At 37.1% G+C, this 24681-nt stretch carries 24 protein-coding genes and 2 pseudogenes; 8 read left to right on the forward strand and 18 right to left on the reverse strand.

Features of this window, described 5'->3' with window-relative positions:
* Window positions 1–124: 124 nt before the first annotated feature.
* From J536_RS25655 to J536_RS05785, 6 genes and pseudogenes are all read left to right on the forward strand, one after another.
* A pseudogene (locus J536_RS25655) lies at window positions 125–246 on the forward strand (hypothetical protein).
* Window positions 247–766: 520 nt separating this feature from the next.
* The gene (locus J536_RS05765) at window positions 767–3466 is read left to right on the forward strand and encodes a TonB-dependent receptor (RefSeq protein ID WP_032057007.1); all 2700 of its coding nucleotides are present in this window, start codon (window positions 767–769) and stop codon (window positions 3464–3466) included.
* Window positions 3467–3574: 108 nt separating this feature from the next.
* A complete protein-coding gene (locus J536_RS05770; RefSeq protein ID WP_005069504.1) occupies window positions 3575–4288 on the forward strand; it encodes an energy transducer TonB in 714 nt (237 codons plus the stop codon).
* A gap of 43 nt (window positions 4289–4331) precedes the next feature.
* Window positions 4332–5210, forward strand: coding sequence for a MotA/TolQ/ExbB proton channel family protein (locus tag J536_RS05775; RefSeq protein ID WP_005069505.1), 879 nt, complete (start codon window positions 4332–4334; stop codon window positions 5208–5210).
* A gap of 15 nt (window positions 5211–5225) precedes the next feature.
* The gene (locus J536_RS05780; protein ID WP_002118000.1) at window positions 5226–5648 is read left to right on the forward strand and encodes an ExbD/TolR family protein; all 423 of its coding nucleotides are present in this window, start codon (window positions 5226–5228) and stop codon (window positions 5646–5648) included.
* Window positions 5649–5667: 19 nt separating this feature from the next.
* Window positions 5668–6081 (forward strand): ExbD/TolR family protein, encoded by a 414-nt coding sequence (locus tag J536_RS05785; RefSeq protein ID WP_002117898.1) that lies wholly within the window; start codon window positions 5668–5670, stop codon window positions 6079–6081.
* Window positions 6082–6149: 68 nt separating this feature from the next.
* Here the strand turns inward: J536_RS05785 and J536_RS05790 are convergent, their stop codons facing one another.
* The 4 genes from J536_RS05790 to J536_RS05805 form a co-directional block, all read right to left on the reverse strand.
* Window positions 6150–6599, reverse strand: a complete 450-nt coding sequence (locus tag J536_RS05790) for a GNAT family N-acetyltransferase (RefSeq protein ID WP_032062351.1) — start codon at window positions 6597–6599, stop codon at window positions 6150–6152.
* Between the two features lie 98 nt (window positions 6600–6697).
* Window positions 6698–8863 carry a malate synthase G gene (locus tag J536_RS05795; protein ID WP_005076266.1) on the reverse strand — a complete coding sequence of 722 codons (2166 nt, stop codon included), beginning with the start codon at window positions 8861–8863 and terminating at the stop codon, window positions 6698–6700.
* Window positions 8864–9231: 368 nt separating this feature from the next.
* Window positions 9232–10374, reverse strand: coding sequence for a cell division protein ZapE (zapE, locus tag J536_RS05800; RefSeq protein WP_002117902.1), 1143 nt, complete (start codon window positions 10372–10374; stop codon window positions 9232–9234).
* A gap of 77 nt (window positions 10375–10451) precedes the next feature.
* Complete coding sequence (locus J536_RS05805) at window positions 10452–11474, reverse strand: AraC family transcriptional regulator (protein WP_032062352.1); 1023 nt, start codon at window positions 11472–11474, stop codon at window positions 10452–10454.
* A 121-nt stretch (window positions 11475–11595) separates the two neighbouring features.
* On the opposite strand from J536_RS05805, the gene J536_RS05810 reads away from it, so the two are divergent.
* Both J536_RS05810 and J536_RS05815 read left to right on the forward strand, forming a co-directional pair.
* Window positions 11596–13143: a flavin-containing monooxygenase gene (locus J536_RS05810; RefSeq protein ID WP_081404090.1), complete on the forward strand. Its 1548-nt coding sequence runs from the start codon at window positions 11596–11598 to the stop codon at window positions 13141–13143.
* Between the two features lie 46 nt (window positions 13144–13189).
* Window positions 13190–14101 (forward strand): lysine exporter LysO family protein, encoded by a 912-nt coding sequence (locus J536_RS05815; RefSeq protein ID WP_032062354.1) that lies wholly within the window; start codon window positions 13190–13192, stop codon window positions 14099–14101.
* On the opposite strand, the gene pyrF is transcribed toward J536_RS05815, so the two are convergent.
* The 14 genes and pseudogenes from pyrF to J536_RS05885 form a co-directional block, all read right to left on the reverse strand.
* Window positions 14098–14796 carry an orotidine-5'-phosphate decarboxylase gene (gene pyrF / locus J536_RS05820; RefSeq protein WP_032062356.1) on the reverse strand — a complete coding sequence of 233 codons (699 nt, stop codon included), beginning with the start codon at window positions 14794–14796 and terminating at the stop codon, window positions 14098–14100. The two genes, J536_RS05815 and pyrF, sit on opposite strands and share 4 nt — an antisense overlap.
* A gap of 180 nt (window positions 14797–14976) precedes the next feature.
* Window positions 14977–15342 (reverse strand): lipopolysaccharide assembly protein LapA domain-containing protein, encoded by a 366-nt coding sequence (locus J536_RS05825; RefSeq protein ID WP_002121360.1) that lies wholly within the window; start codon window positions 15340–15342, stop codon window positions 14977–14979.
* Between the two features lie 25 nt (window positions 15343–15367).
* The gene (locus J536_RS05830; RefSeq protein ID WP_002121337.1) at window positions 15368–15670 is read right to left on the reverse strand and encodes an integration host factor subunit beta; all 303 of its coding nucleotides are present in this window, start codon (window positions 15668–15670) and stop codon (window positions 15368–15370) included.
* Window positions 15671–15826: 156 nt separating this feature from the next.
* Window positions 15827–17500, reverse strand: a complete 1674-nt coding sequence (gene rpsA / locus J536_RS05835; RefSeq protein WP_002121348.1) for a 30S ribosomal protein S1 — start codon at window positions 17498–17500, stop codon at window positions 15827–15829.
* A gap of 111 nt (window positions 17501–17611) precedes the next feature.
* Entirely contained in the window at window positions 17612–18292 is a 681-nt protein-coding gene (gene cmk / locus J536_RS05840) for a (d)CMP kinase (protein WP_032062358.1), read from the reverse strand.
* 10 nt (window positions 18293–18302) lie between these two features.
* Window positions 18303–18743, reverse strand: coding sequence for an SRPBCC family protein (locus J536_RS05845; RefSeq protein ID WP_014206600.1), 441 nt, complete (start codon window positions 18741–18743; stop codon window positions 18303–18305).
* 70 nt (window positions 18744–18813) lie between these two features.
* A pseudogene (gene tadA, locus J536_RS05850) lies at window positions 18814–19318 on the reverse strand (tRNA adenosine(34) deaminase TadA).
* A 5-nt stretch (window positions 19319–19323) separates the two neighbouring features.
* The gene (locus J536_RS05855) at window positions 19324–20448 is read right to left on the reverse strand and encodes an enoyl-CoA hydratase/isomerase family protein (RefSeq protein ID WP_014206599.1); all 1125 of its coding nucleotides are present in this window, start codon (window positions 20446–20448) and stop codon (window positions 19324–19326) included.
* Window positions 20445–21158 carry a uracil-DNA glycosylase gene (gene ung / locus J536_RS05860; protein ID WP_032062362.1) on the reverse strand — a complete coding sequence of 238 codons (714 nt, stop codon included), beginning with the start codon at window positions 21156–21158 and terminating at the stop codon, window positions 20445–20447. Before ung ends, J536_RS05855 begins: the two co-directional genes overlap by 4 nt.
* A 53-nt stretch (window positions 21159–21211) precedes the next feature.
* Window positions 21212–21808 (reverse strand): 6-pyruvoyl trahydropterin synthase family protein, encoded by a 597-nt coding sequence (locus tag J536_RS05865; protein WP_002121363.1) that lies wholly within the window; start codon window positions 21806–21808, stop codon window positions 21212–21214.
* 227 nt (window positions 21809–22035) lie between these two features.
* Entirely contained in the window at window positions 22036–22995 is a 960-nt protein-coding gene (gene gspK / locus J536_RS05870; RefSeq protein ID WP_005076277.1) for a type II secretion system minor pseudopilin GspK, read from the reverse strand.
* Window positions 22996–23751 (reverse strand): type II secretion system minor pseudopilin GspJ, encoded by a 756-nt coding sequence (gspJ, locus tag J536_RS05875; protein WP_032057017.1) that lies wholly within the window; start codon window positions 23749–23751, stop codon window positions 22996–22998.
* A complete protein-coding gene (gene gspI, locus J536_RS05880) occupies window positions 23751–24131 on the reverse strand; it encodes a type II secretion system minor pseudopilin GspI (protein ID WP_032057019.1) in 381 nt (126 codons plus the stop codon). The genes gspJ and gspI overlap by 1 nt, the downstream gene beginning before the upstream one ends.
* Window positions 24121–24675 carry a type II secretion system protein gene (locus tag J536_RS05885; RefSeq protein ID WP_005069534.1) on the reverse strand — a complete coding sequence of 185 codons (555 nt, stop codon included), beginning with the start codon at window positions 24673–24675 and terminating at the stop codon, window positions 24121–24123. The genes gspI and J536_RS05885 overlap by 11 nt, the downstream gene beginning before the upstream one ends.
* Window positions 24676–24681 lie beyond the last annotated feature (6 nt).

Genomic DNA, 24681 nt, shown 5'->3' on the forward strand with positions numbered 1-24681 from the left:
GTTTTTTAAAAGATATTATCCTTTTGAGTAACATCTAAATCTGCATAAGAAAAGTTCTTTTTCAACAGATAAGCCTATTTAGGTTTAATTCTTTACTTTTCTATGAGCATTTTTATTTGAACAAATGGAAAAACAAAGTCAAAAACCCAATCTTTTGTAACTACTGAAAATAAAGCGAATTTCATGCCATTTATTAATATTCATCACAAAATAATTAATAATATTAGAAATTCATATTTTTATTAGGTACTTAAAATGGTTTGAACTATATAGATAAAAGTAACTTTTTGCCAAATATTATATTTGCATATGTTAATCATCTAATACCTTAAATGCACAAATAAAATACATTAAAAATTAATTATGTTCCACATTAGATCAAGCTCCCCCCACACATAACTACCATTCAATATATTGATTTATAATAAAAATACAACTCAAAGACATAGCAATAAATATTATAACATTACATATAAAAAGGTTCTAAAACGATACATTTTTATTTATTAAGCATGTGAAGAGTCCAGCAATGTATATTTTTTATACAAAAAAATTTGAAACTTTTGGCCAGCGATCAAAAATTTTCCAAACGGAAAATTTATTTTTGTTTAATAACAGATGAATCTTCGTACTGAATCACAATAAAATCAATATATATCAATATTTTGCATAAACTAAAAAAAGAAAAATATATAGTTGGCACTTGCTTTGCTTAAAAACTTTCCAGCAATATCGCTAACGACAACAAAAAGGGATCAAATCCACGATGAAAAAAAAATACAATGTTCGATCTCAGGCAACCCCCAAGATCAGCAAAACAATTCTTAAATTAAGCACCCTTAGTTTAAGTATGATGTGTCTTACCCTGGCACAGGCAGCAGAAACTGAACAATCAAGTAGTGATGAAAAACCAACAAAAGTCGTAAAAGTTGCCGTTACAGGTTCTTCAATCAAAGGAGTTGCAGCACAAAGTGCTTCACCTATTACCATTATTAAAGGCGAAGATCTCGCAAATGCTGGCGTTACTACAGTTGAAGAGGCATTAACCCGTGTAAGTTCAAATCAGGCAGGTTTTTCAACTGACCAGAATGTGGGTGCCAGTAATACCGATGGTTCTACCGCTAACCTTCGGGGTTTAGGTAGCGATAAAACACTCGTTTTACTTAATGGACGACGCCTCGCAGCGAACCCTTTTGGTACTTCCACCGTAAACCTAAATATTATTCCTTTAGCAATGATTGATCGTATTGAAGTTTTACGTGATGGTGCCTCAGCAGTTTATGGTGCCGATGCTGTTGCAGGGGTTATTAATTTCATTACAAAAAAAACATATCAAGGTGTGGGTATTAGCGCAGGCTTGTTACAACCAGAACACAAAGGTGGTGACAAACAAGATATTTCTATCTTTGGTGGCTATGGCGACTTAGATGAAGATGGTTTTAATATTTTCGGTGTTGTAGATTATCGTCGTACTAACGGCATTATGGCAAAAGACCGAAAAATTTCTGAACGTGGCGGAGTATTACCAGAACTCGGTCTTGATGGACGCTCTGCTAATGCGTTTACCTCAAATTTTTATGATCCTATATCTGGAGTTTCTGGAAATCCCTATGCTCAAAATGGTCAATGTTTGGGCCCCACAGAGTCAGCAGAAGAGGGATTCTGTTATGCAAATACTCAAGCTTTGATAGGTATCAAACCTGACGTAGAAAACGTTTCTGTTTTAGGACGTGGTACATTCAAAGTTAATGATAATTTAAATGCTATTGGTGAATATATTTATTCACGTAGTGAAGTTATCACTTCTGTTGCTCCAGATCCTTTTAGCCGTAGCAATCTTTCAACTCGCGTCACCCTTCCAAGTGATAGTCCATATTATCCAGGCAATGGTATTGTTCCTAGCGTTAATGGGTTAAGTGGTGCCCCCCTAGAACTCTATTTACGCTCACATGCTGGGAACCGTATAGCTAAATCAATTAATGAATCATATCGGCTTTTTGCTGGTCTGGAAGGTGACGTATGGGGATGGGATTTAAACACAGGTATTACCTATGCAAAAAGTGAAGCCTCAGATAATTTCGTTACTGGTCAATTAAATAAGACTAAATTACAAGATGCCTTAAATAACGGAACATTAAACCCATTTGGTGAAAGTAGTGATCCTAATATCTGGAACAGTTTATCAGTTAAAGGAAAATATAATGAAGCAACTTTAGAATCCACTACTGCTGACTTCAGTATTAGCCGTCCTATTTTTACTTTACCTGCTGGTGAGGTTGGTTTTGCTTTAGGAGGCAGCTTTACTAATCAAGATTGGAAACAACATATTAATGCAGATTTAGTCCGTCAAGCTCCTAGTAGTGGTACAGACCCTAGTAAACCTGATAATTCTGGCGACCGAGACATTACCTCTGCATTTGCAGAATTACAAATACCTATAACCAAAACGATCGAAGCACAACTTGCAGCTCGTTACGATGACTATAGTGACTTTGGCGATACTTTTAACCCTAAATTCGCGATCCGTTGGGAGCCATTAAAACAACTCATGTTCCGTACCTCATATAGCACAGGTTTCCGTGCACCAAGCCTATATGAGATTAATGCGGCTCAAAGCAAAACTTATACTGGTGCAAAATATAATGACCCACTTTACTGCCCAGGCGGTGAGGTCGTAGAAGGGAAAAATAAAAATGACTTTTGTAATACTCAATTTATGAAATTACAGGGAGGCTCAAAAGATTTACAACCTGAAGAATCAAAATCATTTACTGCTGGCTTTGTTTTCGAGCCAATTAAAAACCTTGTACTAACGGTTGACTATTTCAATATTAAAATTGACGACCTGATTGCTCAGGTGGGAGAAGCCACAATCTTTGGAGAACCTGAAAAATACTCTGCTCTTTTTGTAAGAAATGCTGATGGTACTATCGACTATATAAAAACCAACTTATTCAACTCTGGTGGTATGAAAACAGAAGGTTTTGATATTAGTCTGAATTATTTAACTCCAATGACATCCACTGGCCGTTTTGGCTTTGGAATTGATGGGACTTATGTATCCAAACTAGATTATCGCGACTCAAAAAGTGAGCCATGGACAGGACAGGTTGGCCTATATGAAGACCCTGCTGTTGTCCGATGGAAACACACAGCTAATATTAACTGGGCATATGAAAATTGGAGACTAGTTTTTGAACAACAGTTTGTACGTGGTTACGATGATCAAAATCAGATAGGTGAAGAACAATATGATCATCACAAAGTTAGTGATTATACCCTCTACAATATTTCTGGTACCTATAAAGGCTTTAAAAATCTTGAGCTAACAGCGGGTATTAAAAATATTTTCGATGAAGACCCATCTGCTTCAAACGTTTTAGATAATTTCCAATACGGATATGACCCTCGGTATGGTGACCCAACAGGACGTACATACTATTTACGTGGTACATACAAGTTCTAATTGGTTATTTTGCAAACACGACTTCAGACATCGTGTTTGCAGACCGAATACTCACCCTTAGTCAAACATTAATTTAAGAATTGTTTGTCTCAAGTTTCAGGAGTAACTATGGGCATGACTTTTACAGACATAGAAAATAAATCTGCCAAACGCCTAATTGGTATTGCTGCAGTTATTTTTCTGCATCTTCTTGTTGCCTATATTCTGATGTCAGGTTTAGCAAACAATATTCAAAAACCAGCAGAAAAACCTGTGGAATTACAAATTATTCAGGATATTAAGCCGCCTCCTCCACCAAAGCCGGAAGAGCCGAAACCAAAGGAAAAACCGCCTGAGCCACCAAAAATGGTAGAAAAAGTTGCCAAGGTTCCTGAGCCGCCTAAACAAGTAGAGAAAGTAGCAACACCGGTACAAAAAACGACACCAGTGGCTCAACCGACTAAAGCGGCTACCCCAGCTCCTGCGGCACCTAGTACCCCATCTCCAAGCCCTGTTGCCGCACCTGCTCCAGTGGCTGCTGCGCCGGCACCAAAACCAGCTGGTGTAAGTCGTGGTGTTTCAGAGGGTTCTGCTGGCTGTGAAAAACCAGAATATCCACGAGAAGCACTTATGAATGAAGAACAAGGGACAGTGCGAATACGTGTTTTGGTTGATACATCCGGCAAAGTTATTGATGCCAAAGTAAAAAAATCGAGTGGCAGCAAAATTTTAGATAAAGCGGCAACTAAAGCTTACAGCTTATGTACGTTCAAACCAGCAATGAAAGATGGTGTACCTCAGCAAGATTGGTATGAAATTGAATATCCATTTGTAATTGAATAAACAATTGAATTAGCAAGAAATTAAAAAATATTGGAGATATACGATGAAAAAATCAACTCAACCGTTAGTTCGTTTCGCTTCTGCAAGTCTAATCGCAGCTTGCTCGTTACTTCCATTAAGCTCAGTTTTCGCAGAAGAAACAAGCAATACTCCTGTGGCCACAGCAACTACTGAAACTACATCAAGTACAAATACTCCAACTCCACCACCGAAACCCGCAACGAGTGAAACTGTTAAAAACCCTTATGGCCTAGAAGCCCTTTGGCGCGAAGGTGATTTAGTTGCTAAGTCTACCTTATTTATATTAGTACTCATGTCGATTGGAACTTGGTACATCATCATCTCTAAACTATTGCAGCAAGGTAAAGTCAAACGCCAAGGCAAAGAAGCTGAAAAACATTTCTGGGAAGCGACTTCCCTTGATAATGCTGCAGAAGGTTTAGAACAAAGTAGCGCTTATCGCTTTATTGCAGAAAAAGGCATTAATTCAACTAAATCACATGGCGGTTCTTTACTTGAACGAATCGATTTTAATACATGGGTGAGCATTTCAATTCAACGCGCAATTGAGAAAATACAAAATCATTTAGGCGGTGGTTTAGCCTTTTTAGCAACAGTAGGTTCTACTGCACCATTTGTTGGTCTTTTTGGTACTGTATGGGGAATTTATCACGCATTAACAGCCATTGGTATCTCAGGTCAAGCATCTATCGATAAAGTTGCAGGCCCCGTTGGTGAAGCTCTGATTATGACAGCGATTGGTCTTGCAGTCGCAGTACCTGCTGTACTTGGTTATAACTGGCTTACACGCCGTAATAAAGCAGTTATGGAAAATGTCCGTTCATTTGGTTCAGATTTACACGCGGTTTTATTAAGTGGAGAAATTAATACCAATAATTCAGTTAATCGCAGTATTAAATAATCAGGAGCAAACATTATGGGTATGAGTGTTGGTTCTGAAGATGATGACGAAATGATTGGCACAATTAACACGACACCTCTGGTTGATGTCATGTTGGTTTTACTTATTATTTTTCTTATTACTATTCCGGTAGTCACACATACGGTTCCAGTGAAACTACCAGAAGAAAAAAATACTCCATATGCAACCACTCCTGAAAATATTCAACTCTCAGTAAATAAGAAAGGCGATATTTTCTGGAACGAAAGTTATGTGCCTAGTAAAGAGATATTACTGGCAAAACTTCAAGCAGTTGCACAAAAAAGACCTCAGCCAGAAGTTCATATTCGGGGTGATCAACTTACCCATTTTGAAGCGATAGATCAGGTCATTAGTACGACCAAAGAAGCTGGTATTGGCAAAATTGCTTTTGTTACTACCCCTCCAGCTTCCCCGTAATTAACTTAAGGAGAATTTTATGGGTATGAATGTTGGTTCAAATAATGATGATGATGTGATGTTAGAAGTCAACATGACACCTCTTATTGATGTCATGTTGGTACTCATTATTATGTTTATTATTACCATACCTGCACCAAACAACGCGATTAATATTAATTTGCCAAATGGCACACCGCCACCAACAAATGAAAAACCACCTGAAGTGATTGATGTAAGAATTGATGCAGTAGGCAAAGTATTTTGGAATAACCAAGAGGTTTCTGACCGAAAGGCACTAGAGACTTTATTTCAAGGTGTTGTTGCTAAAAAAGATCAAGACCAGATCAAACTCAAACCAGACCAGATGGCTGAATATAAGAATGTAGCGATGGTCATGGCTACAGCACAACGTTTAGGTGTCACTAAAATTGGAATTGTGAGCAGTAACTAATATTGCTTTTCAATATATTTAATTCTATTAACTCCTGCGCTAACATGAATCTTCAGTTAGCGTTTTTTTTAATTAGAAATATTCAACTCTAGAATAATATCTCCACATTCATCATATTCTCCAGTTTCTTGAAAACCCTTTCTTTTATAAAGTTTTCCAGCCACATAGTTGGATGATTTATACATTGTTCGAATAAGCTTAGCTCCTTTTGCAGCCATTTCATCAATCGCTATTTGCAATGCCGTGGTACCACAACCTTTAGCCTGATGATTTGCATCAATCATAAAACGAAACAACCAAAATAATGTCTCATCAGGTGGATCAACTTCGACACAATACATTAAAAATCCAATGACTTTATCATCCGAAAAAATCACTCTTGGACAGTAATGTTCTTCCACTTTAGACTCAGCAATAGAATATACATTTGGTGCAACATAATCTTTTTGAGAATCATCTAATGATAATTTTGCGCATAGAACCCAATTCTCACGATCGAGATCTTTTAGACTAATCAAATTCAAAACCTTTTAGCTATAAATTCCCTTTCTATAAGCACAAAATATACCGAAAATAAAAAAGCCTCCGAAGAGGCTTTTTTCAAAACAGGATGAAATTAATCACCTGTATAACCTTTTAACTTCAAACGCGCCGCATGAAGTAAAGGCTCAGTATAACCAGAAGGCTGTTCACAACCTTTGAAGATAAGATCAGAAGCTGCTTGGAAAGCAATATTTGTTTCAAAGTTAGCTGCCATTGGTTTATACAATGGATCATTCGCATTTTGCTCATCAACAATTTTTGCCATACGTTTAAGCACTTCTTCAACTTGTTCACGAGTTACAATACCGTGACGTAACCAGTTAGCAACGTGTTGAGAAGAAATACGTAATGTTGCACGGTCTTCCATTAAGCCCACGTTGTTAATATCAGGAACTTTCGAACAACCTACACCTAAGTCAACCCAACGAACAACATAACCTAAGATACCTTGGCAGTTATTTTCAAGTTCATTGTTGATCTCTTCTGCTGACCAGTTTGTTTCTGGTGCAAACGGCGGGGTTAACAAGTCATCTAATGACAACATTTCTTCAGCTTTTAACTGATCTTGACGTGCTTTTACATTCACTTGATGGTAATGCATGGCGTGAAGTACCGCACCAGTTGGAGATGGAACCCAAGCACATGAAGCACCAGCATTTGGATGAGCAGCTTTAGTTGCTAACATATCTTTCATGCTATCTGGTTTTGGCCACATACCTTTACCAATCTGTGCTTTACCTTGTAAACCACATTTCAAACCAATTGCAACGTTACGGTTTTCGTAAGCAGCAATCCATTTTTGTGTTTTAACCGCTTCTTTACGAACAACTGGCGCAGCTTCCATAGAAGTATGGATTTCGTCACCCGTACGGTCCATAAAGCCAGTATTAATAAAGATCGTACGGTCTTTTGCAGCAGCAATACAGTTCTTCAAGTTTACAGACGTACGGCGCTCTTCATCCATAATACCGATTTTTAACGATTTAGGTGGTAATCCAATCGCCTGTTCAGCACGCTCAAATAACTCTACAGCAAATGCAACTTCTTCAGGACCATGCATTTTTGGCTTAACAATATACATAGAACCTTTACGAGAGTTTTTATTTTCGTTTGTACTACGAATATCAGCAATTGATAACAATGGAGTTACCAATGCATCCATAATACCTTCAAAAATTTCTTCGCCGTCTACCAAAATAGCTGGGTTAGTCATTAAGTGACCTACGTTACGAAGTAACATAAGTGAACGACCATGAAGTTTTGTTGTACCACCAATTAAGTTTTTAATTTCGCGATCCTTATTTAGATCACGAACAATCGTTTTACCATTCTTTTCAATAGATTCTTGAAGTGTACCCTTCATTAAACCTAACCAATTACGGTAACCTTCAACTTTTTCTTCTGCATCAACAGCCGCAACCGAGTCTTCCAAATCTTGAATTGTGGTTACTGCCGCTTCAAATGTTAAATCTTTAACACCCGCTGGATCAGTTTGTCCAATTGGGCTATTTGCATCAATTTCGATAATGACATGAAGACCATTACTTAAAAGTACAACTTCTGAAGGATTTGCTTCTTCACCATTAAAACCAACAAATTGAGCTTCATGGGCTAAACCTGTTTTTGAACCATCTTTCAAAGTTACAACAAGTTTATTTTGCTCAATTGCATATTTTGTTGCATCTGCATGTGAACCTTGAGCAAGCGGGAAAACTTCATTTAAGAAATTCTTAGCGAACTCAATAACTTTTGCACCACGAACAGGATTATATCCTTTACCCTTTTCAGCTCCACCTTCTTCAGAAATTACATCGAAGCCGTAAAGTGCATCATATAAAGAACCCCAACGGGCATTTGCTGCATTTAAGCAATAACGTGCATTACGTACAGGTACAACTAACTGTGGTCCTGCCAACAAAGCAATTTCTTCGTCTACGTTTTCAGTAGTAATTTGAAAATCTTCAACTTCTGGTAATAAATAACCAATTTCAGTTAAGAACGCTTTATAAGCACCTAATTCAAATTTATTGTTACGGTGCCATTCATCAATTTTTGCTTGTAATTCATCACGCTTAGCCAATAATGCTTTATTTTTTGGGCTAAGATCGACAACAACTTGCTCAAAGTTCTTCCAGTAAGTTTCACTATCTAAACCAGAACCTGGTAAAGCTTCATTTTCGATAAAATCGTAAAGTTCTTTAGCAATCGCTAACTTGCCTTTTTGAATACGTGCAGTCATTGTCTTTCCTGAAGTTGCTACTTTTTATACCAAGAGAATCCTAGTATACCGATTTAAATTAAGCTGAATACTAATATCACATTCCTAAATAGTAAGCATTTTCCCTTGCAAAACTATTGACAAAGATAAAGTTTTCTATATAGGAAATATTAAAATTCTAACTAAGATTCCCAACAATTTATTCAATATTTAAAGATACCGAAACTAGACTTTTTGTTAACAGACAAAAAAATTTCACTATCTTGTTTTTCTAAAGCGTATTTAGTTATATCAAACTTTACAGCGTGAAAAAGCACTATTTAACTAAATTTATCAATTTTTGTTGTAAAAAAAGCGCCCAATTTAGAGCGCTTTTCATATCTACTTTCTTAAGAAGTTTTAGTAGCATCAATATGACGATGTTCAGAATGTAAATATTCATCAGATTGCATTTCTAGCAAACGTGAGCGCGTACGTTCAATTTCAAATGCTAATTTTTCACCTTGATAGATATCAATAATACTATCTTGGGACGTTAAAAGTAATTTCACTCCACGATCATAGAATTCATCGACTAGATAAATAAAGCGACGAGTGCCTTCTGACAAGAAATCTGTCAAATGAGGAACATTACTGACTAGAACCGTATTATAAATATTTGCAATTTCAATGAAATCTGCTGGGCTACGTGGTTTAAAGCAGAGTTCAGAAAACTCACACCACAACACATCTTCTGTATGCCCCAGAGTCTCGACAACACGATTATTAATCACAATCGGCTCTTGAGAGTGAGCTTGTGTATGAGTTAATGCACTAAAACGTTCAGCCATCCAGCTTTGTGCTTCATTCGTTAATGGCGATTTGAATAATTGAGCTTGTTTTAGTACGCGTAAACGATAGTCCACACCTGCATCTACGTTTAAAACAGCACAGTTCTTTTTAACCATTTCGATGGTTGGCAAGAAACGATCACGGTGAATACCGTTTTTATATAAGCCATCTGGTGCAATGTTTGATGTTGCAATTAATGTTACACCACGTACAAACAATTTTTGGAATAAATCGCTCAAAATCATTGCATCTGTTACGTTTGATACAAAGAACTCATCGAAACAGATAACGACAGCATCTTTATAGATTTGGTCAGCTACGATTTCAAGTGGATTACGTTGGCCCGAAAGCTTATTTAGTTCTTTATGAACATGTTGCATAAAATGATGAAAATGCATACGCGTTTTACGGCGAAATGGCACAGACTCGTAAAATTGATCCATAAGCCAAGTTTTACCACGGCCTACTCCGCCCCACATATATACACCTTTAGGTGAAGTTTGGCGACGAAAACGACGGAAAGCTTTTTTTGAGGCTTTATAACGGTTTAAAAGTTCTTTCCATACGCGATCTAATTCTTGCACTGCCTGTGCTTGCGCTTCATCTGCCATAAATTGACCTGAAGCTAAAGCCTCAGCATAGCGTTCTGCTGGGGAAGAAGGTGTGAATGCAGTACTATGAGAAGATTTTAAATTTAACATATCGTTTTATTTCAATTTTAACTGATGAGAGTATAGCGAACATTTTGTTCAACCACATTAGCTTTTAGCATCAAGAGTTACGACGATGACTCTTTTGCATATTGTCGAGGACTCTGTCCAAACCATCGTTTAAATGCATGATTAAATGCCGCTGGTTCAGAATAGCCGAGTAATTCGGCAACAACTTCTATTGAGTATTCCCTATATTCCATAAGCTTCAATGCCTTATTTTTGATAATTTGTTCACGAATTTGCTTATAACTCGTATTTAGCTGTTGCAGTTGATGCCTTAATGTCCTTTCAGGCATTTTCAATGCAAAAGCCGTTTCCGCCATGCTCGGGATAATTCCTTGTTGCAGTTCAAGATAATCTTGCACACATTGTATGATATGTGGAGTTTGATGATCTTGTTGATTTAATCTTGTTATTTCTGCAATACATTTTGATTCATAAATACGATGTGTAATGATATCGGCAGAAGGAATCTTGATTTCAAGTACATCCTTACTTAGGCTAAATGCCGCATATTTACCATTAAAATGCACATCTTCGCCATAATATGCAAAATAGCGTGACAAAGTATCTATATCAGTAGGCTTTTCAAATGGAAGTTCTATACGCATCGCAGGCATTTGCAATCCCATCATCGTATAAATATCTTGAATAAACTTATAAGTTCCTGAGACTTCACATTGTGCCCGTAACTGCCCAATTTCCGTTTTTAAATCAACAGGCAAATAATTTAAAATGGCCCGCTCATCAGTTTCATATAAAGCTAAGCTACCAAATAAATGCGTAAGCTTTTGATATTTTATACCCTTATTTAAAGCAGTTTGAATATCATTACTTGTAACAAGTAGCATAAGCAATGGGCCGTAACCGGCTAAAGCATAATGCTGTCCAATAAATAAACCCTTTTCAGGCTCTACATTTTTACTAATTATTTGTTGAATGTCCCATTCAAGACGATCATGAATTGTAGAGCTCGGGTCTAAAGCATCAACTTTAATACCTATATCAGCCAAACGTGAGTCGACATCAATGCCAGCATTGCGCATTCCTTGAATTAAATAGATTAAACCAAGTATCGACCGTTTCATTCTTCTATCAATTTCCCTAGACTGAAATGTTTTACTATAAAGAAGCAAGAAAATTAATTGCCGAATCTATCAATTTTCACGTCGTTACAATCATGTTTAAACTGATTAAAAAACGTTAGTCTTGCGAGCAATCCTCTTTTCAGCTTATGCAGGGTTTCCAATGCTAAACACAAAGCAAGATGCTATTCAAAAAACTAAAATCGCTATTATTGGTGCTGGCTTTGGTGGCCTAGCAATGGCAATCCGTTTACTACAAAATCAACAGCAAGATTTTGTTATTTTAGAAAAATCAAACGATGTCGGCGGAACTTGGCGAGAAAATCGTTATCCAGGTGCAGCATGTGATGTTCAATCTCATATGTATTCATTATCTTTTGCACCAAAAACAGATTGGACAAAACGCTATGCTGAGGGGCCAGAGATCTTTAATTATATTCAAGACATTACACAGAAATATAAAATTAAAGATTACTGCAAGTTTAACCATGACGTAACTCATGTCGAATATGATGAAACACGTCATGTGTGGATTCTAGATTTTAAGAACCAACCTTCTATAGAAGCGCAATTTGTAGTTTTTGCATCTGGCCCCCTACACATCCCACAAATTCCTCCTATCAAGGGGATAGAGAAATTCAAAGGAAAAGTATTTCATTCCTCAAAATGGGAACATGACTATGACTTAAACGGAAAGTCAGTTGCATCTATTGGTACAGGTGGTAGCGCAATTCAATATATTCCTGAAATAGCCAAAGATGTTAAACAGCTCTATGTATTTCAAAGAACAGCTGCATGGGTAATACCACGAGATGAGCGTAAATATTCAAGCTTAAGTAAAGCATTATTCAAATCTTCTAATATTTATCGCCAGCTTCATCGTAGTCGACTTTACTGGAGTAATGAATCTCGCGTTGTACCCATTGTTCAACCTCAAATCATGAAGTATGGCCAAAAATTGGCAGAAGCATTCATACGTTTTCAAGTTAAAGATAAAGAGTTAGCAAAAAAACTTACACCTGATTTCGTTATGGGATGTAAACGTATTCTTATCTCAAATAAATACTTTCCTACTTTTAACCGAAAAAATGTTGAGCTAGTAACTGATAGTATTCAAGAGATTAAAGAAAACAGTATTGTTACCAAAGATGGACAAGAACGACCTATTGATTGTTTAATTTACGGTACAGGTTTTATTACTGACCCACGTATTTATTTAAAACATTTCACATGTATCGGACGTAATCAAATCGAGTTAAAACAAGCATGGAAATATGGTGCTGAAAGCTATTACGGAATTATGACCAAAAATTTTCCTAACCTATTTCAATTGGTAGGTCCTAATACAGTTCTAGGTCATAATTCGATTATTTTTATGATTGAATCTCAAGTAAATTACATTTTACAGCTTATTCAGTTAGTAGAAGAGTCTGGTCAAAAAGCAATTGAGATCAAACCAGATGTTCAAGATGCTTTTAACGAACGTGTTCAAAAGCAGCTTCAAGGAACTGTATGGCAAGCTGGTGGGTGTAGTAGCTGGTATCAATCTGCCGATGGTAGAAACTTTTCACTATGGCCAACTTACACATGGAAGTATTGGTTAGAAACTCGTAAAGTTAAGCCCAATGACTACTTACTTTTAAATAAAAGCTCACAGAGCTATGCAGCTTAAAATGTTCAAGACATAATAGGTAGGTTAATAACAATCTATCTATTATATGCAATCTTTTTATCTCATTATTCAAATCTTTTTAGCACTTGCTTCCGGTTATTTCCTAGCACCCAAACTATCTCTAAATATCCGACACTTTATATTTAAAATACTGCCCTATTTTTCTTATATTCTCTTAGCGAGTGTCGCTTTGGAATTAACCTTGGCACTTGATCAAATCGAGAATCCTTCTGCCATACTTCCACCCGCTATTATCATTGCTCTTACCACGTCTTTTGGTTCGTTCTTTACGTGTTTATTGGCTTATACAATTTTTGATAAACAAAGCGTCAAAGGAAAAATCTCCCTACAACTTTTTGTAAATGCTTTAAAGAATATTGCTAAGGCTTTTTTTGCATTAGGTGTCGGTGTTTTATTCGGCGCTATCATTACTCAATTCACCTCACATATCGCATTTAATAGCTGGTATTTATTATTACTTTTTATTTTCTTAATTGGTATTGAACTTGCCTTTACCCACTTTAACCGCACTTGGTTAAGCTGGAAGATTTTAATTGTACCGTTAGCTGCTTTTATAGGGTCATGTATAGCGGGCTTTTTGAATTACTATTTACTTCACAAACATTTTACACTTAATGAAACTTTAGCTTTAGCACAAGGTTATGGCTGGTATTCAATGTCAGGGATTTTATTTACACAATTACACTCGGCAGAACTAGGTGGAATTGCCTTATTAACTGACTTATTTAGGGAAATCGTTGCTATTTTTCTAATGTATACGATGGGATGGCGTTTTCCACGCCCTGCTATCTCAAGCGCTGGAGCAACCTCAATGGACGTTACCTTAGCCATGGTAAAACAGTCATGCGGTACACATTATGTACCACATGCCATGATGAGTGGCTTATTATTAAGCCTACTCGCGCCGTTATTAATTAGCTTATTTCTAAATTTTTAGGCAATTGAAGCCAGAATAGATTTCAACATTTCTGTTGGGTTTTCTGCTTTAGTAATCGGTCGACCAATAACCAGATGTGTGGAACCATCAAGCATAGCTTGCTTTGGAGTCACAATACGTTTTTGGTCGTCTGCATTAGAACCTTCTGGACGAATTCCTGGTGTTACCAGAGAGAAGTCTTGCCCGATCAATTCACGAAGAATCTTAGCTTCTTGAGCAGAACAAACCACCCCATCCAAGCCACTTTCTTTCGTTAAATTAGCTAAGCGCTTCACATGCTCTACAGGTTCAATATCTAAACCAATATCTTTTAAATCTTCCCGACCCATTGATGTGAGTACTGTCACAGCAATAAGTTGGGTTTGATAGTTACCCGCTTTTAAACGTTCCACACAAGTTTCCATCATTTTACGGCCACCTGAAGCGTGAACATTTACCATCCATACGCCTAAATCAGCCGCTGCACATACTGCTTGAGCGGTAGTATTTGGAATATCATGAAATTTAAGATCAAGAAAAACTTCAAAATTTTGTTCTTGCAGTTTTTTTACAACAGATGGGCCTTCATGAGTAAAAAGCTCTTTACCTACTTTTACGCGGCATAAAGCAGGATCAAGCTGTTCAACAATTTTTAAAGCGTCATATTGGCTTTTTGCATCTAACGCAACAATGATACTCAAGAGACTTTCTTCCATCATATAAAATCAGCGTTATTATAATAGACAACTCATGAAGGAATAAAGGAATGTAGAGAGCTGCTTTCCAAAATTAAAGCGATAAGATCAAAAGCGTTTATATTTAGAAGAATAAAAGAAGAGATAAAATTTAGAGACATACTACTCTTTACTCATTAATAAAGAGTAGTACGGGGGGGATTATAGCGGAGTAGAATTTTTATCTTGCGGATAAATATCTACAACGGTTTTTTCATGTCTTACATTTGCAGCTGCTTCAGCCGCTGCTAATTGAGCACTTTGGATTTGTTCTTTTCTTAAATGGTCAATATCTTTACGCAGGCGTTTAATTTCCCAACCTTTTTGGAATACTCTGAAAACCTGTACACCAAGTAAAAGACCGACCACTGTTCCTAGTACTAATGTGAGTAGCAATAATAAGCCTAAACGCATAGCTGGAACTTGGGTAAATAACAAATCAACAGAAAGTTCTGTTGGATTCTGCAAAACAAGTGCTAAAGAATAGCCAAATACAACAATAAGCAATGCAATTAAAATATAACGCATAGACACCCCGACTTATAAATTTTATTTATTTCCCAGATTCGTTTACTGCGTCACGAAGGGCTTTTCCGGGTTTAAAATGTGGAACAGCTTTAGCTGCAACTTCAACTGATTTTCCTGTTTTAGGATTGCGACCAACTCTTGGATCACGGTGGTGTAAAGCAAAGCTACCAAAACCACGGATTTCAATTCGATTATCAGTTGATAGTGCTTCTATCATTTGATCAATCATAATTTTAACCGCCTCTTCCACCAAAGGTTCAGCTAAGTGTGGGTTTTTTAGCGCAATGCGTTCAATCAAATCAGACTTATTAAGAGCTTCAGTAGTCATCTACGACCTCGTTATTTATTGCTACTCTATGTCGTTCGATAATAACCTGTTTAAATACAAAACGGTAGCGCAGTATGTTGAATACTAGGCTACCGTTTACAGTAATTTGTATAAAAAGTACAATTCCGTTACATGAAACTGTACTTTGTTAACTTATTACTTCATTTGTGCTTTGATCAAGTCACCAATAGTCTTAGGACCATTGTCTTGACTTGTAGTTGCTGTACGCAAGCTAGCAACTGCTTCTTTCTCTTCAGCTTCGTCTTTCGCTTTGATAGACAAGTTGATAGAGCGAGATTTACGATCAACGTTGATGATCTTCGCTTCAACTTCTTGACCAACTTCTAAGAATTTAGTCGCATCTTCTACGCGGTCACGGTTGATTTCAGAAGCTTTAAGAGTTGCTTCAACTTCGTCAGCTAACTTAACAGTTGCACCACGAGCATCAACTGCAGTTACAGTACCTTTAACTAAAGCACCACGTTCGTTAGCAGCTAAGAAGTCATTGAACGGATCGCTGTTCAATTGCTTGATACCAAGGCTGATACGGTTACCTTCAGCGTCTACAGACAAGATAACAGCTTCAACAGTGTCACCTTTCTTGTAACGACGAATAGCTTCTTCACCTTGCTCGTTCCAAGAAATATCAGACAAGTGTACTAAACCGTCGATACCGCCGTTCAAGCCAATGAAGATACCAAAGTCAGTGATAGACTTGATAGTACCAGATACTTTTTCGCCTTTCTCATGAGCTTTAGCAAACTCTTCCCATGGGTTAGCACGAGTTTGTTTGATACCAAGGCTAATACGACGACGTTCTTCATCAACTTCAAGAACCATAACATCAACTTCATCACCAATCTGAACAACTTTAGATGGGTGGATGTTTTTGTTAGTGTGGTCCATTTCAGAAACGTGAACTAAACCTTCAACGCCTTCAGCAATTTCAGCGAAACAACCGTAGTCAGTTAAGTTAGTTACGCGAGCTTTAACGATAGAACCTTTAGGGTAACGGCTCATGATCGCTAACCATGGATCTTCGCCTAATTGTTTAAGACCTAAAGATACGCGGTTACGTTCACGGTCAAATTTAAGTACTTTAACAGTAACTTCTTGACCAACTTCAACAACTTCTGAAGGGTGCTTGATACGCTTCCAAGCCATATCTGTGATATGTAGAAGACCATCAATACCGCCAAGATCAACGAATGCACCGTAATCAGTAAGGTTTTTGATTGTACCTGTAACTGTTTGACCTTCTTCAAGTTGAGCAAGTAATGCTTCACGGTCAGCAGAAGATTCAGCTTCCATAACAGCACGACGAGATACAACAACGTTATTACGTTTAGCATCAAGTTTAATTACTTTGAACTCTAACTCTTTACCTTCAAGGTGAGTAGTGTCACGGATAGGACGAGTGTCAACTAATGAACCTGGTAAGAATGCACGAACAGGACCGATGTCAACAGTGAAACCGCCTTTAACTTTACCAGAGATAACACCAGTAACGATTTCGCCATCTTCAAAGATTTTTTCAAGTTTAGTCCAAGTTTCAGCACGCTTAGCTTTTTCACGTGATAAAACTGTTTGACCCATACCGTTGTCAAGAGCTTCAACAACTACGTCAACAGTATCACCAACCTGAACTTCAAGTTCACGTTGTTCATTTAAAAATTCAGCACGGTCAACAATGCCTTCAGACTTTAGGCCAGTGTCAACAGTTACCCAGTCGCTATCGATGTTTACAACAACACCTTGGATGACTGCACCCTTTTCAACGTTGAGGTTTAATTCACTTTCTTCAAAGAGGGCTGCAAAAGATTCGGTCATGATATACCTGATAAATTCAGCGGTCTTGGATCAGACAAGGCCGGTTTAGTTAAGTATCAACATAGTCTTTATAGACTGATCAAGCTATGCTTCAACTGATAATTCTATTTACTAAATAGTACGGCTATCGACATAATCAACCATCAACTTAAATACCTGATCGATCGTTAATTCCGAACTATCAATGATATAAGCATCTCTGGCTGGCTTGAGCGGAGCAACTTCTCGCTCCATATCTCTTTTGTCTCGTGCCTGTATATTAGCTAAAATGTCGTTTATTTTAGCATCTAGCCCCATACCCTGCAACTGTTTTACTCTTCGCTCAGCGCGTGACTCAGCCGAAGCTGTCAGATAAATTTTAGCATTAGCTTCTGGAAAGATAGATGTTGCCATATCACGCCCATCTGCAACTAAACCAGGACTTTGCGCAAAAGCTCTTTGTCTTTCAAATAGTGCTTGTCTAAGCTCTGGAACCACTGCAACTTTTGATGCGTACTCACCAACTCGCTCTGTACGGATTGTTTGAGATACATCTTCGCCATCTAAGAAGACCAAAATCCCTGAGGTAGACGTTTCAAATTTAATGTCCAGTTGACGTGCATATTGAATACATTCATCAAGCTGACTGTCTAATTTCTCTAATAAATCGTGTTTATGTAATGACAACCCTAATAAACGATATAAGGCACCCGAATCGAGTAAATGATATTGATAATGTGCTGCAAGTTTTGCGGCCAATGTTCCTTTACCCGAACCACTCGGACCATCAATAGTAATAATTTGAACTGTCATTGAACTCTCACTAAGAAGCAAATGCTTTAGCTAATCTCGAAAAGCCTAGTGTAATGGCTAGTTTTAACTGTGCAAGGATTAATTTACTGACCACTGGCGCTTTTGCCGTTAACTCGATACGGTATGTAACTAAGGTAATGTATGGAGTAATCTCAGAAAACTCAATTCTACCTAAATGGTGTTTAATCAAAGGATTGTCTATTAATTTATACTCAATACTTTTATTTTCTTCCAACAATGTAATTTCTTCTTTAAGTGGCTTAATTGGACCAAATCCCATACGTCGAATTGAGCCTAAACCATCAGGTCTTTTAGAATCTGCGGAGTCTTTAACACGCACAACCTGTAAAGGTGCAAAAGCAGTATTGTAAGTTGAATGCTTAGAGAGCAAATTAAATACATCAGTAAGAGGAGCATTAAATTCTTTTTCTACGGTAATTACATTACGCATTGAATCGTCCTTATTAAATAGAATCATGACATTAAAACCGCGTTAGTTTGCCATAAGAGTATGTTAATTTTTAATCATTTAAGGACGTTTTTTTGTTGTTTCTCTTGTTTCTTTTGCTCACGTCTTTGTTTAAAAAAATGGCTAAGCTGTTGTGCACATTTTTCTTGTAGACAGCCATTCTGAAATGTAAACCTATGATTATAATAACCTTGCTGTAATAACTGACGCGCACTCACCAAAGAGCCTGCTTTAGGTTCTGGCGTACCAAAAACCACATGTTTAATTCTTGCATGTACGAGCGCACCTACACACATAGTACATGGCTCAAGAGTAACATATAAAGTCGTATCTTCAGGTAATCGATAATTTTCTAAAGAGGAACACGCTGCACGGATAGCTTGAATTTCTGCATGTGCAGTTGGATCCAATAAAGTAATTGGAGCATTATAACCAGATCCGATTACTCGATTTTGGCTCACCAGAACCGCTCCAACAGGTATCTCACCCTGCTGGGCGGCTAATTCAGCTTGCTCGTAAGCAAGCTGCATCCAGTGTTCATCACTATATTCAGTCATTTACTTTAGGTGATCACACCGTGTTGTCTAAGTAAGGCATTCCAGCTATCAATTGAAGTTACTGGTGGACAATCAGCCAATATACCTCTCAAGCTTAGATCGTCACATGGTTTCCATTCAGGTGATAAATCTTTATCAACTAAGCGTGCGCGAACACCTTCCACAAAGTCAGGATGACGGATTTTCCACTCAGAAATCTGAGCCTCTAGATCAAAGACCTCATCCCATGAGTGGATTTGTTTGCCCCATTGCCACAGTAACCAAGTAATTGCCGCGGTACTAGGAGATCCTTTTTGCAAATTCTCACTTGCTTGACGTAACCAATCACTGCTCGCATCACGTAAGCTAACAATAGCTTGATAGTCTTGTTCAAAATTAAAACCACGGCAAACACTATGAATTACATCAAGTGAGTTTTGCAATGGACCTGCCGCAACAGGACGGTGTAAACTATTTAAAGTATCATCAATTGCTCGGAAATCCCCTGCAGGATAATGAGCCCAATTAATATTTAAAACTTTTTGCAAAACATTATCACGCTGAGCTTCACAAATATGTGTTGCCCAACCGATGCTATACGCCCCAGCAGCAGTCATGATTGAACCGGTTAAGCCCGTAAACAAACCTATTGGACCACGATCTGCCAAGAAACGGCTCGCACCAACGTCAGGATATAAACCAATATTAATTTCAGGCATTGCTAAACGTGAATATGGTGTCACTAGACGGAATGGTGCAGCCATAAACAAGCCTAAACCACCGCCCATTACGTAACCTTCTCCCCAAACCACAACCGGTTTAGCATAATTATGTAAAAGTAGATCTAAAGCATATTCCTGCTGGAAGAACTTATTTGCGGTATCGACTTCTTGATTTATAACAAGTTGGCGTAATTTTCTAACATCACCACCTGCACAAAAAGCTTTTGGTGTAGTTGAGTCTAACCAAATTGCTTTAACCTGTTCATCGTCACGGAAATCTTCAAATACACGCAATAATGCCGTTACGATTGATTCGTCTAAAGCATGTAACGATTTAGGACGATTCAAACGTACTATACGCCAGCCGTTTTTTGCTTCTTCAACCACCAAGTCCGGGTGATAGTTATTTACATTGGGAGAGTTCATCATGCGTCCAATTGCCAGTCTATGGGCTCAATGCCATGTTGTTTCAAATATTGATTTGTTTTTGAAAACACTTTGCATCCAAAAAATCCCCCTCTATTTGCAGCAAGAGGTGATGGATGTGCGGCTGTTAAAACCAAGTGTTTATCTCTATTTATACGTTGTCCTTTGCGCTGTGCATAAGCACCCCACAAAATAAATACTATATGTTGTCTCTGTTCATTTAAAACATCAATAACTTCATCAGTAAATGCTTCCCAACCTTGCTTTTGATGTGAGGTTGGCTGTCCAGCTTCAACAGTAAGCACGCTGTTCAGTAAAAGTACGCCTTGCGTAGCCCATTTTGTTAAGTCACCATGGCGAGGAGCTGGAATACCCAAATCTGTATGTAATTCATGAAAAATATTGCGCAAAGATGGTGGTAATGCAATACCTTTTTGAACAGAGAAACTTAATCCATTCGCTTGGTTTGGCCCGTGATATGGGTCTTGCCCTAAAATCACAACTTTCACATCAGCCAGTGGTGTGATATTTAAAGCATTAAAGATCTGTTTACTAGGCGGATATATTATTTTCTGAGCTTGTTTCTGTTGAAATAAGAAATCGCGCAAACTATCCATCTGAGGACTTAATAGAAAAGGTGCTAAAGATCTTTTCCAACTTTCTTCTAATTGAACTTTACTGAGTTTATTTTGCTGTTGCTCAGTTAATTGCATTAATGTCATCCTAGATCAATTTTCAATTCTACAAATAAAATAAGTAATTCGATTTATACTTCGACTTGCAAATCAACTTGAGGATTATTAAATTTAATCCCTTTTTTCAAGTCTTCATACATTTGTGGATTTGCCCACTCTATCTGAATTTGTTCTGAAAAAACAATTCCATCAAGACTTAAAATACCCATTTGTTCGTTTTGAATATCTTCAATAAAACTCTGAGCATATCCAGTATCAGTCTCATGAACAATAACAGAATATACTTCAACATCACCTTCCCCATTTTGAGTGACTGTTGATTGTAAAACTTGCTGAGCTAGATAAAAGAAAATACGTGAAAACTGTTCAGCCGATGGTGAAACAGGTAAAGAAATCCAACGAGCACTAAAAGTCTGACATGCATCAATATATTGAGAATCATCTTTTTCCCAAAAACAAATTGCGTGATCAAAGCTATCGAATAAGTCTTTTATTACTCCTTTTAGGAGTCCAAAATCATAAACCATTTGCCCATGATCTAATTTCGAAGCTTTAAGCAATAACTCAACTTTATAGCTATGTCCATGAATTGATCGCTTACAACGATCCGATGTACAGTTACGTACAACATGTGCATTTTCAAACTTAAATAACTTACGAATTAACATGTGCCAAATCGATCATTCCTTCTAAGAACATTATTATAAAGCAAAAGACAAAAATTTCGCATCACTTTTCAATTAGAAGCAATTAGCAAAAAGTATGATAAGACTGATGAAGGAATATCGAATATACACATATAGACAGTTTATATTTACTTTAACGTTTAACTTGGAAAAATTTATAATTACAAACTTCAAAAAACATCTAAAGTAAATAAATCATAACTTTTCAATTAGTTAAAAGGCACTATATTTCTAGAATATACATAAACTTGCTTATCACTGCGCATTAAGGCACTTGTAAACTGTCTTTTTCTATTATTCAACACAACCTCAATTTGTGCTTGAAAAAAGTTCGACTTCACATCTAAAAGGCTATTAACTTCAGTTTTCTTTTGTGGATCAACTGTTGAAAAAGCATTCAATTGCCATAATTCATCAATATTTTGAAAGAACTTTAAATTCTGTTGACGTAATTGAAGTTCTTTTTCTATAGTCCCTAAATCTATTTTTTGATCAATACTCGCTAATACTAATGGCGATGCGGTATTAACATTCACTTTTGTATTTTCAGGTAATGCAGAAATGTATGGTGCGATTAAATCATATTTCTTGCCTTCAAAACCTCTTACCAATTTCAACTCTTCTATACGATGAAATTTAGCATTTGAAGCCAAATAGCCAGAGTCAAGTCCTTCATAATAGTTACTTTCTGCCCCCATAGGGCCGCTTGGTTCATCATCTGGATCTTGCCAATCAATAACTGCTTGACTTAACTCTGCTGGCAATCCTACACGCACAAGCAATCGCTCAAACCAATTTTTAGCAGCTTCGTTTACCTTGCCTTCATTGGTCGTTAAATTGTTTAGATTAAATTTTCCTGACTCATCTAGTAAGCGCCCCGATACGGCTCCATCTTCTATTGGGAAAGGTGGCATTGGCTGAGCCCAGCTTTCCTTTAAATGATCGATGCCACCAGCATTATTTGCATCTTGAATTAATAATTCAGAAAAAAAAGCTTCTGCACTTTTTGCATAGAGTAATGACTGATTTTGACGCATCAAATAACCCGTATTTTCCATCGTATTAGTTTGATGCTTTGCAATAGAGGCAGCTAAAATTGTAGCCAAAGCAACCATTATCAAAATTGTGAGTAACGCTACACCTTGCTGATTTTTTTTATAGAGTAACATTTATTGACCTCCCTGTTTGGAGAGCGATAAATCACCTTGGTTTAAGCTATAAATCCACTCATAACTTACACCTGCAACCGTGAGTTGCATTTTTATTCCTTTTGGCAACTTCCTAAATTCATCAGGTTTTGTAGGGTCAATATTAATTTCAGGCCACTTTGTTACTTCTTGAGGTGTCAAAACCATAATTTGAAATTGTTCAACTTGGCTCAACAGCGTACTTGATAAGGGTTGCTCTCTATTTGAAGTATTTAAGTTACTATATTTAAGGCGATAAAGCTTTTTTTGATCAGGATCATATCGATACTCGATACGCTCAAAAGGTGATAATCCTTGCTTTAATGGATCAGTAACACCCGCCTTACTAAAGCGGAGAACTTGATTATCAATCTCTAAAGCTGGACGTAATTGCCCGCCTTGATTGGCTGATAAAGGTATAATTTGCAATGTATCACGCAAAACTTGTTGATAAGCATCTTGTAATTCAAATAGCTGCACTTCATGTTGAGTATTACGATCACGGACTTTTAGTAAATAATCAAAAACCTTCCAACCCAACAAAGATAAAATAGCAAAAATTGCAATCGCAACTAAAAGCTCAACTAAAGTAAATCCTGAGCGAGGATTAACAAAGCGAAGCTTTGTCTGAGTGCAAGACGAAGAGCCTTGCTCGGAGTAACCCCTCATCATCTGCTCTGATCGTGCCGCAAGACGTGAAGCTGGGCCTGGAGAGCAAAAATATTTATTCTTTATCATTATTTTGCTTTCACGGGGTAATTAAAAAATACCAAGTGAGTAATACCATTTTGAACTTTCCCCTTATCAGAATCATATAAACTAACTTGTACATCTACTTTTTGAACATTTGGACTAATTGTAGATTGCGCAGATTTATCAATCTGCCAAGTCTCACCTTGAGAAGTCACTTGCTTGCTTTGTGTACCTTCGAGCCATTCCTGATTTATTTCCATTAAAGCAACTTCATTCATTGCGACAAACTGTGCTTTTGTTCTAAGAATTGCATTTGAGGTAGATTGAGTATATTGCATGGCTACTTTAGTTAACGCGACAGCCGCCACTGCAAAAATTGCTAAAGCAACCATTACTTCTAATAGAGTAAAGCCTTTAGATTTCATTTATTTTACCCAAATGATCAATTTGTATTTCTGAACCAATTGGTTTTTGTTCAAAGTAAAACTGTATTTTCACAGTTTTAGCTTCACCGTTACCGAACCAGATTAACTGAGGAGCCTGCCCTCCAATTAAATCGGTATTCGTAGCTTTTGAATAGTTTTGCTTATCTAAAGGTTGTATTGTAAACGATACATGTTTAGGCAGTTGCCGCGTAGTAAATTCTGAATATTTTTGCCAGCGATTTTTTAAATCTTGGACCTGTAATTTACTCTGGTCATGATACTCATACAATTCATAAGAAAATGGTGAAACATCTGTTTCACTGAGAGTAGATAAAGCTAAAACACGAGACTGATCAAGCGACTCTTTACCAATCTTATGCATATCAAGCAAAAATAACTCTCTTGCTTGCATCGCTTTCTTTTGGTCAACCCCACCTATGTTGAGTACAACTAGAGAGGTCATAATGGTCATAATAACAATCACCACCATCACTTCTATGAGAGTAAAACCTTTTTGAGATTTAAGTGGTGATTGAGATTTCATATCGAC

Origin of the sequence: Acinetobacter sp. 809848 (assembly GCF_000581275.1) — a bacterium.
GTDB lineage: Bacteria > Pseudomonadota > Gammaproteobacteria > Pseudomonadales > Moraxellaceae > Acinetobacter > Acinetobacter pittii.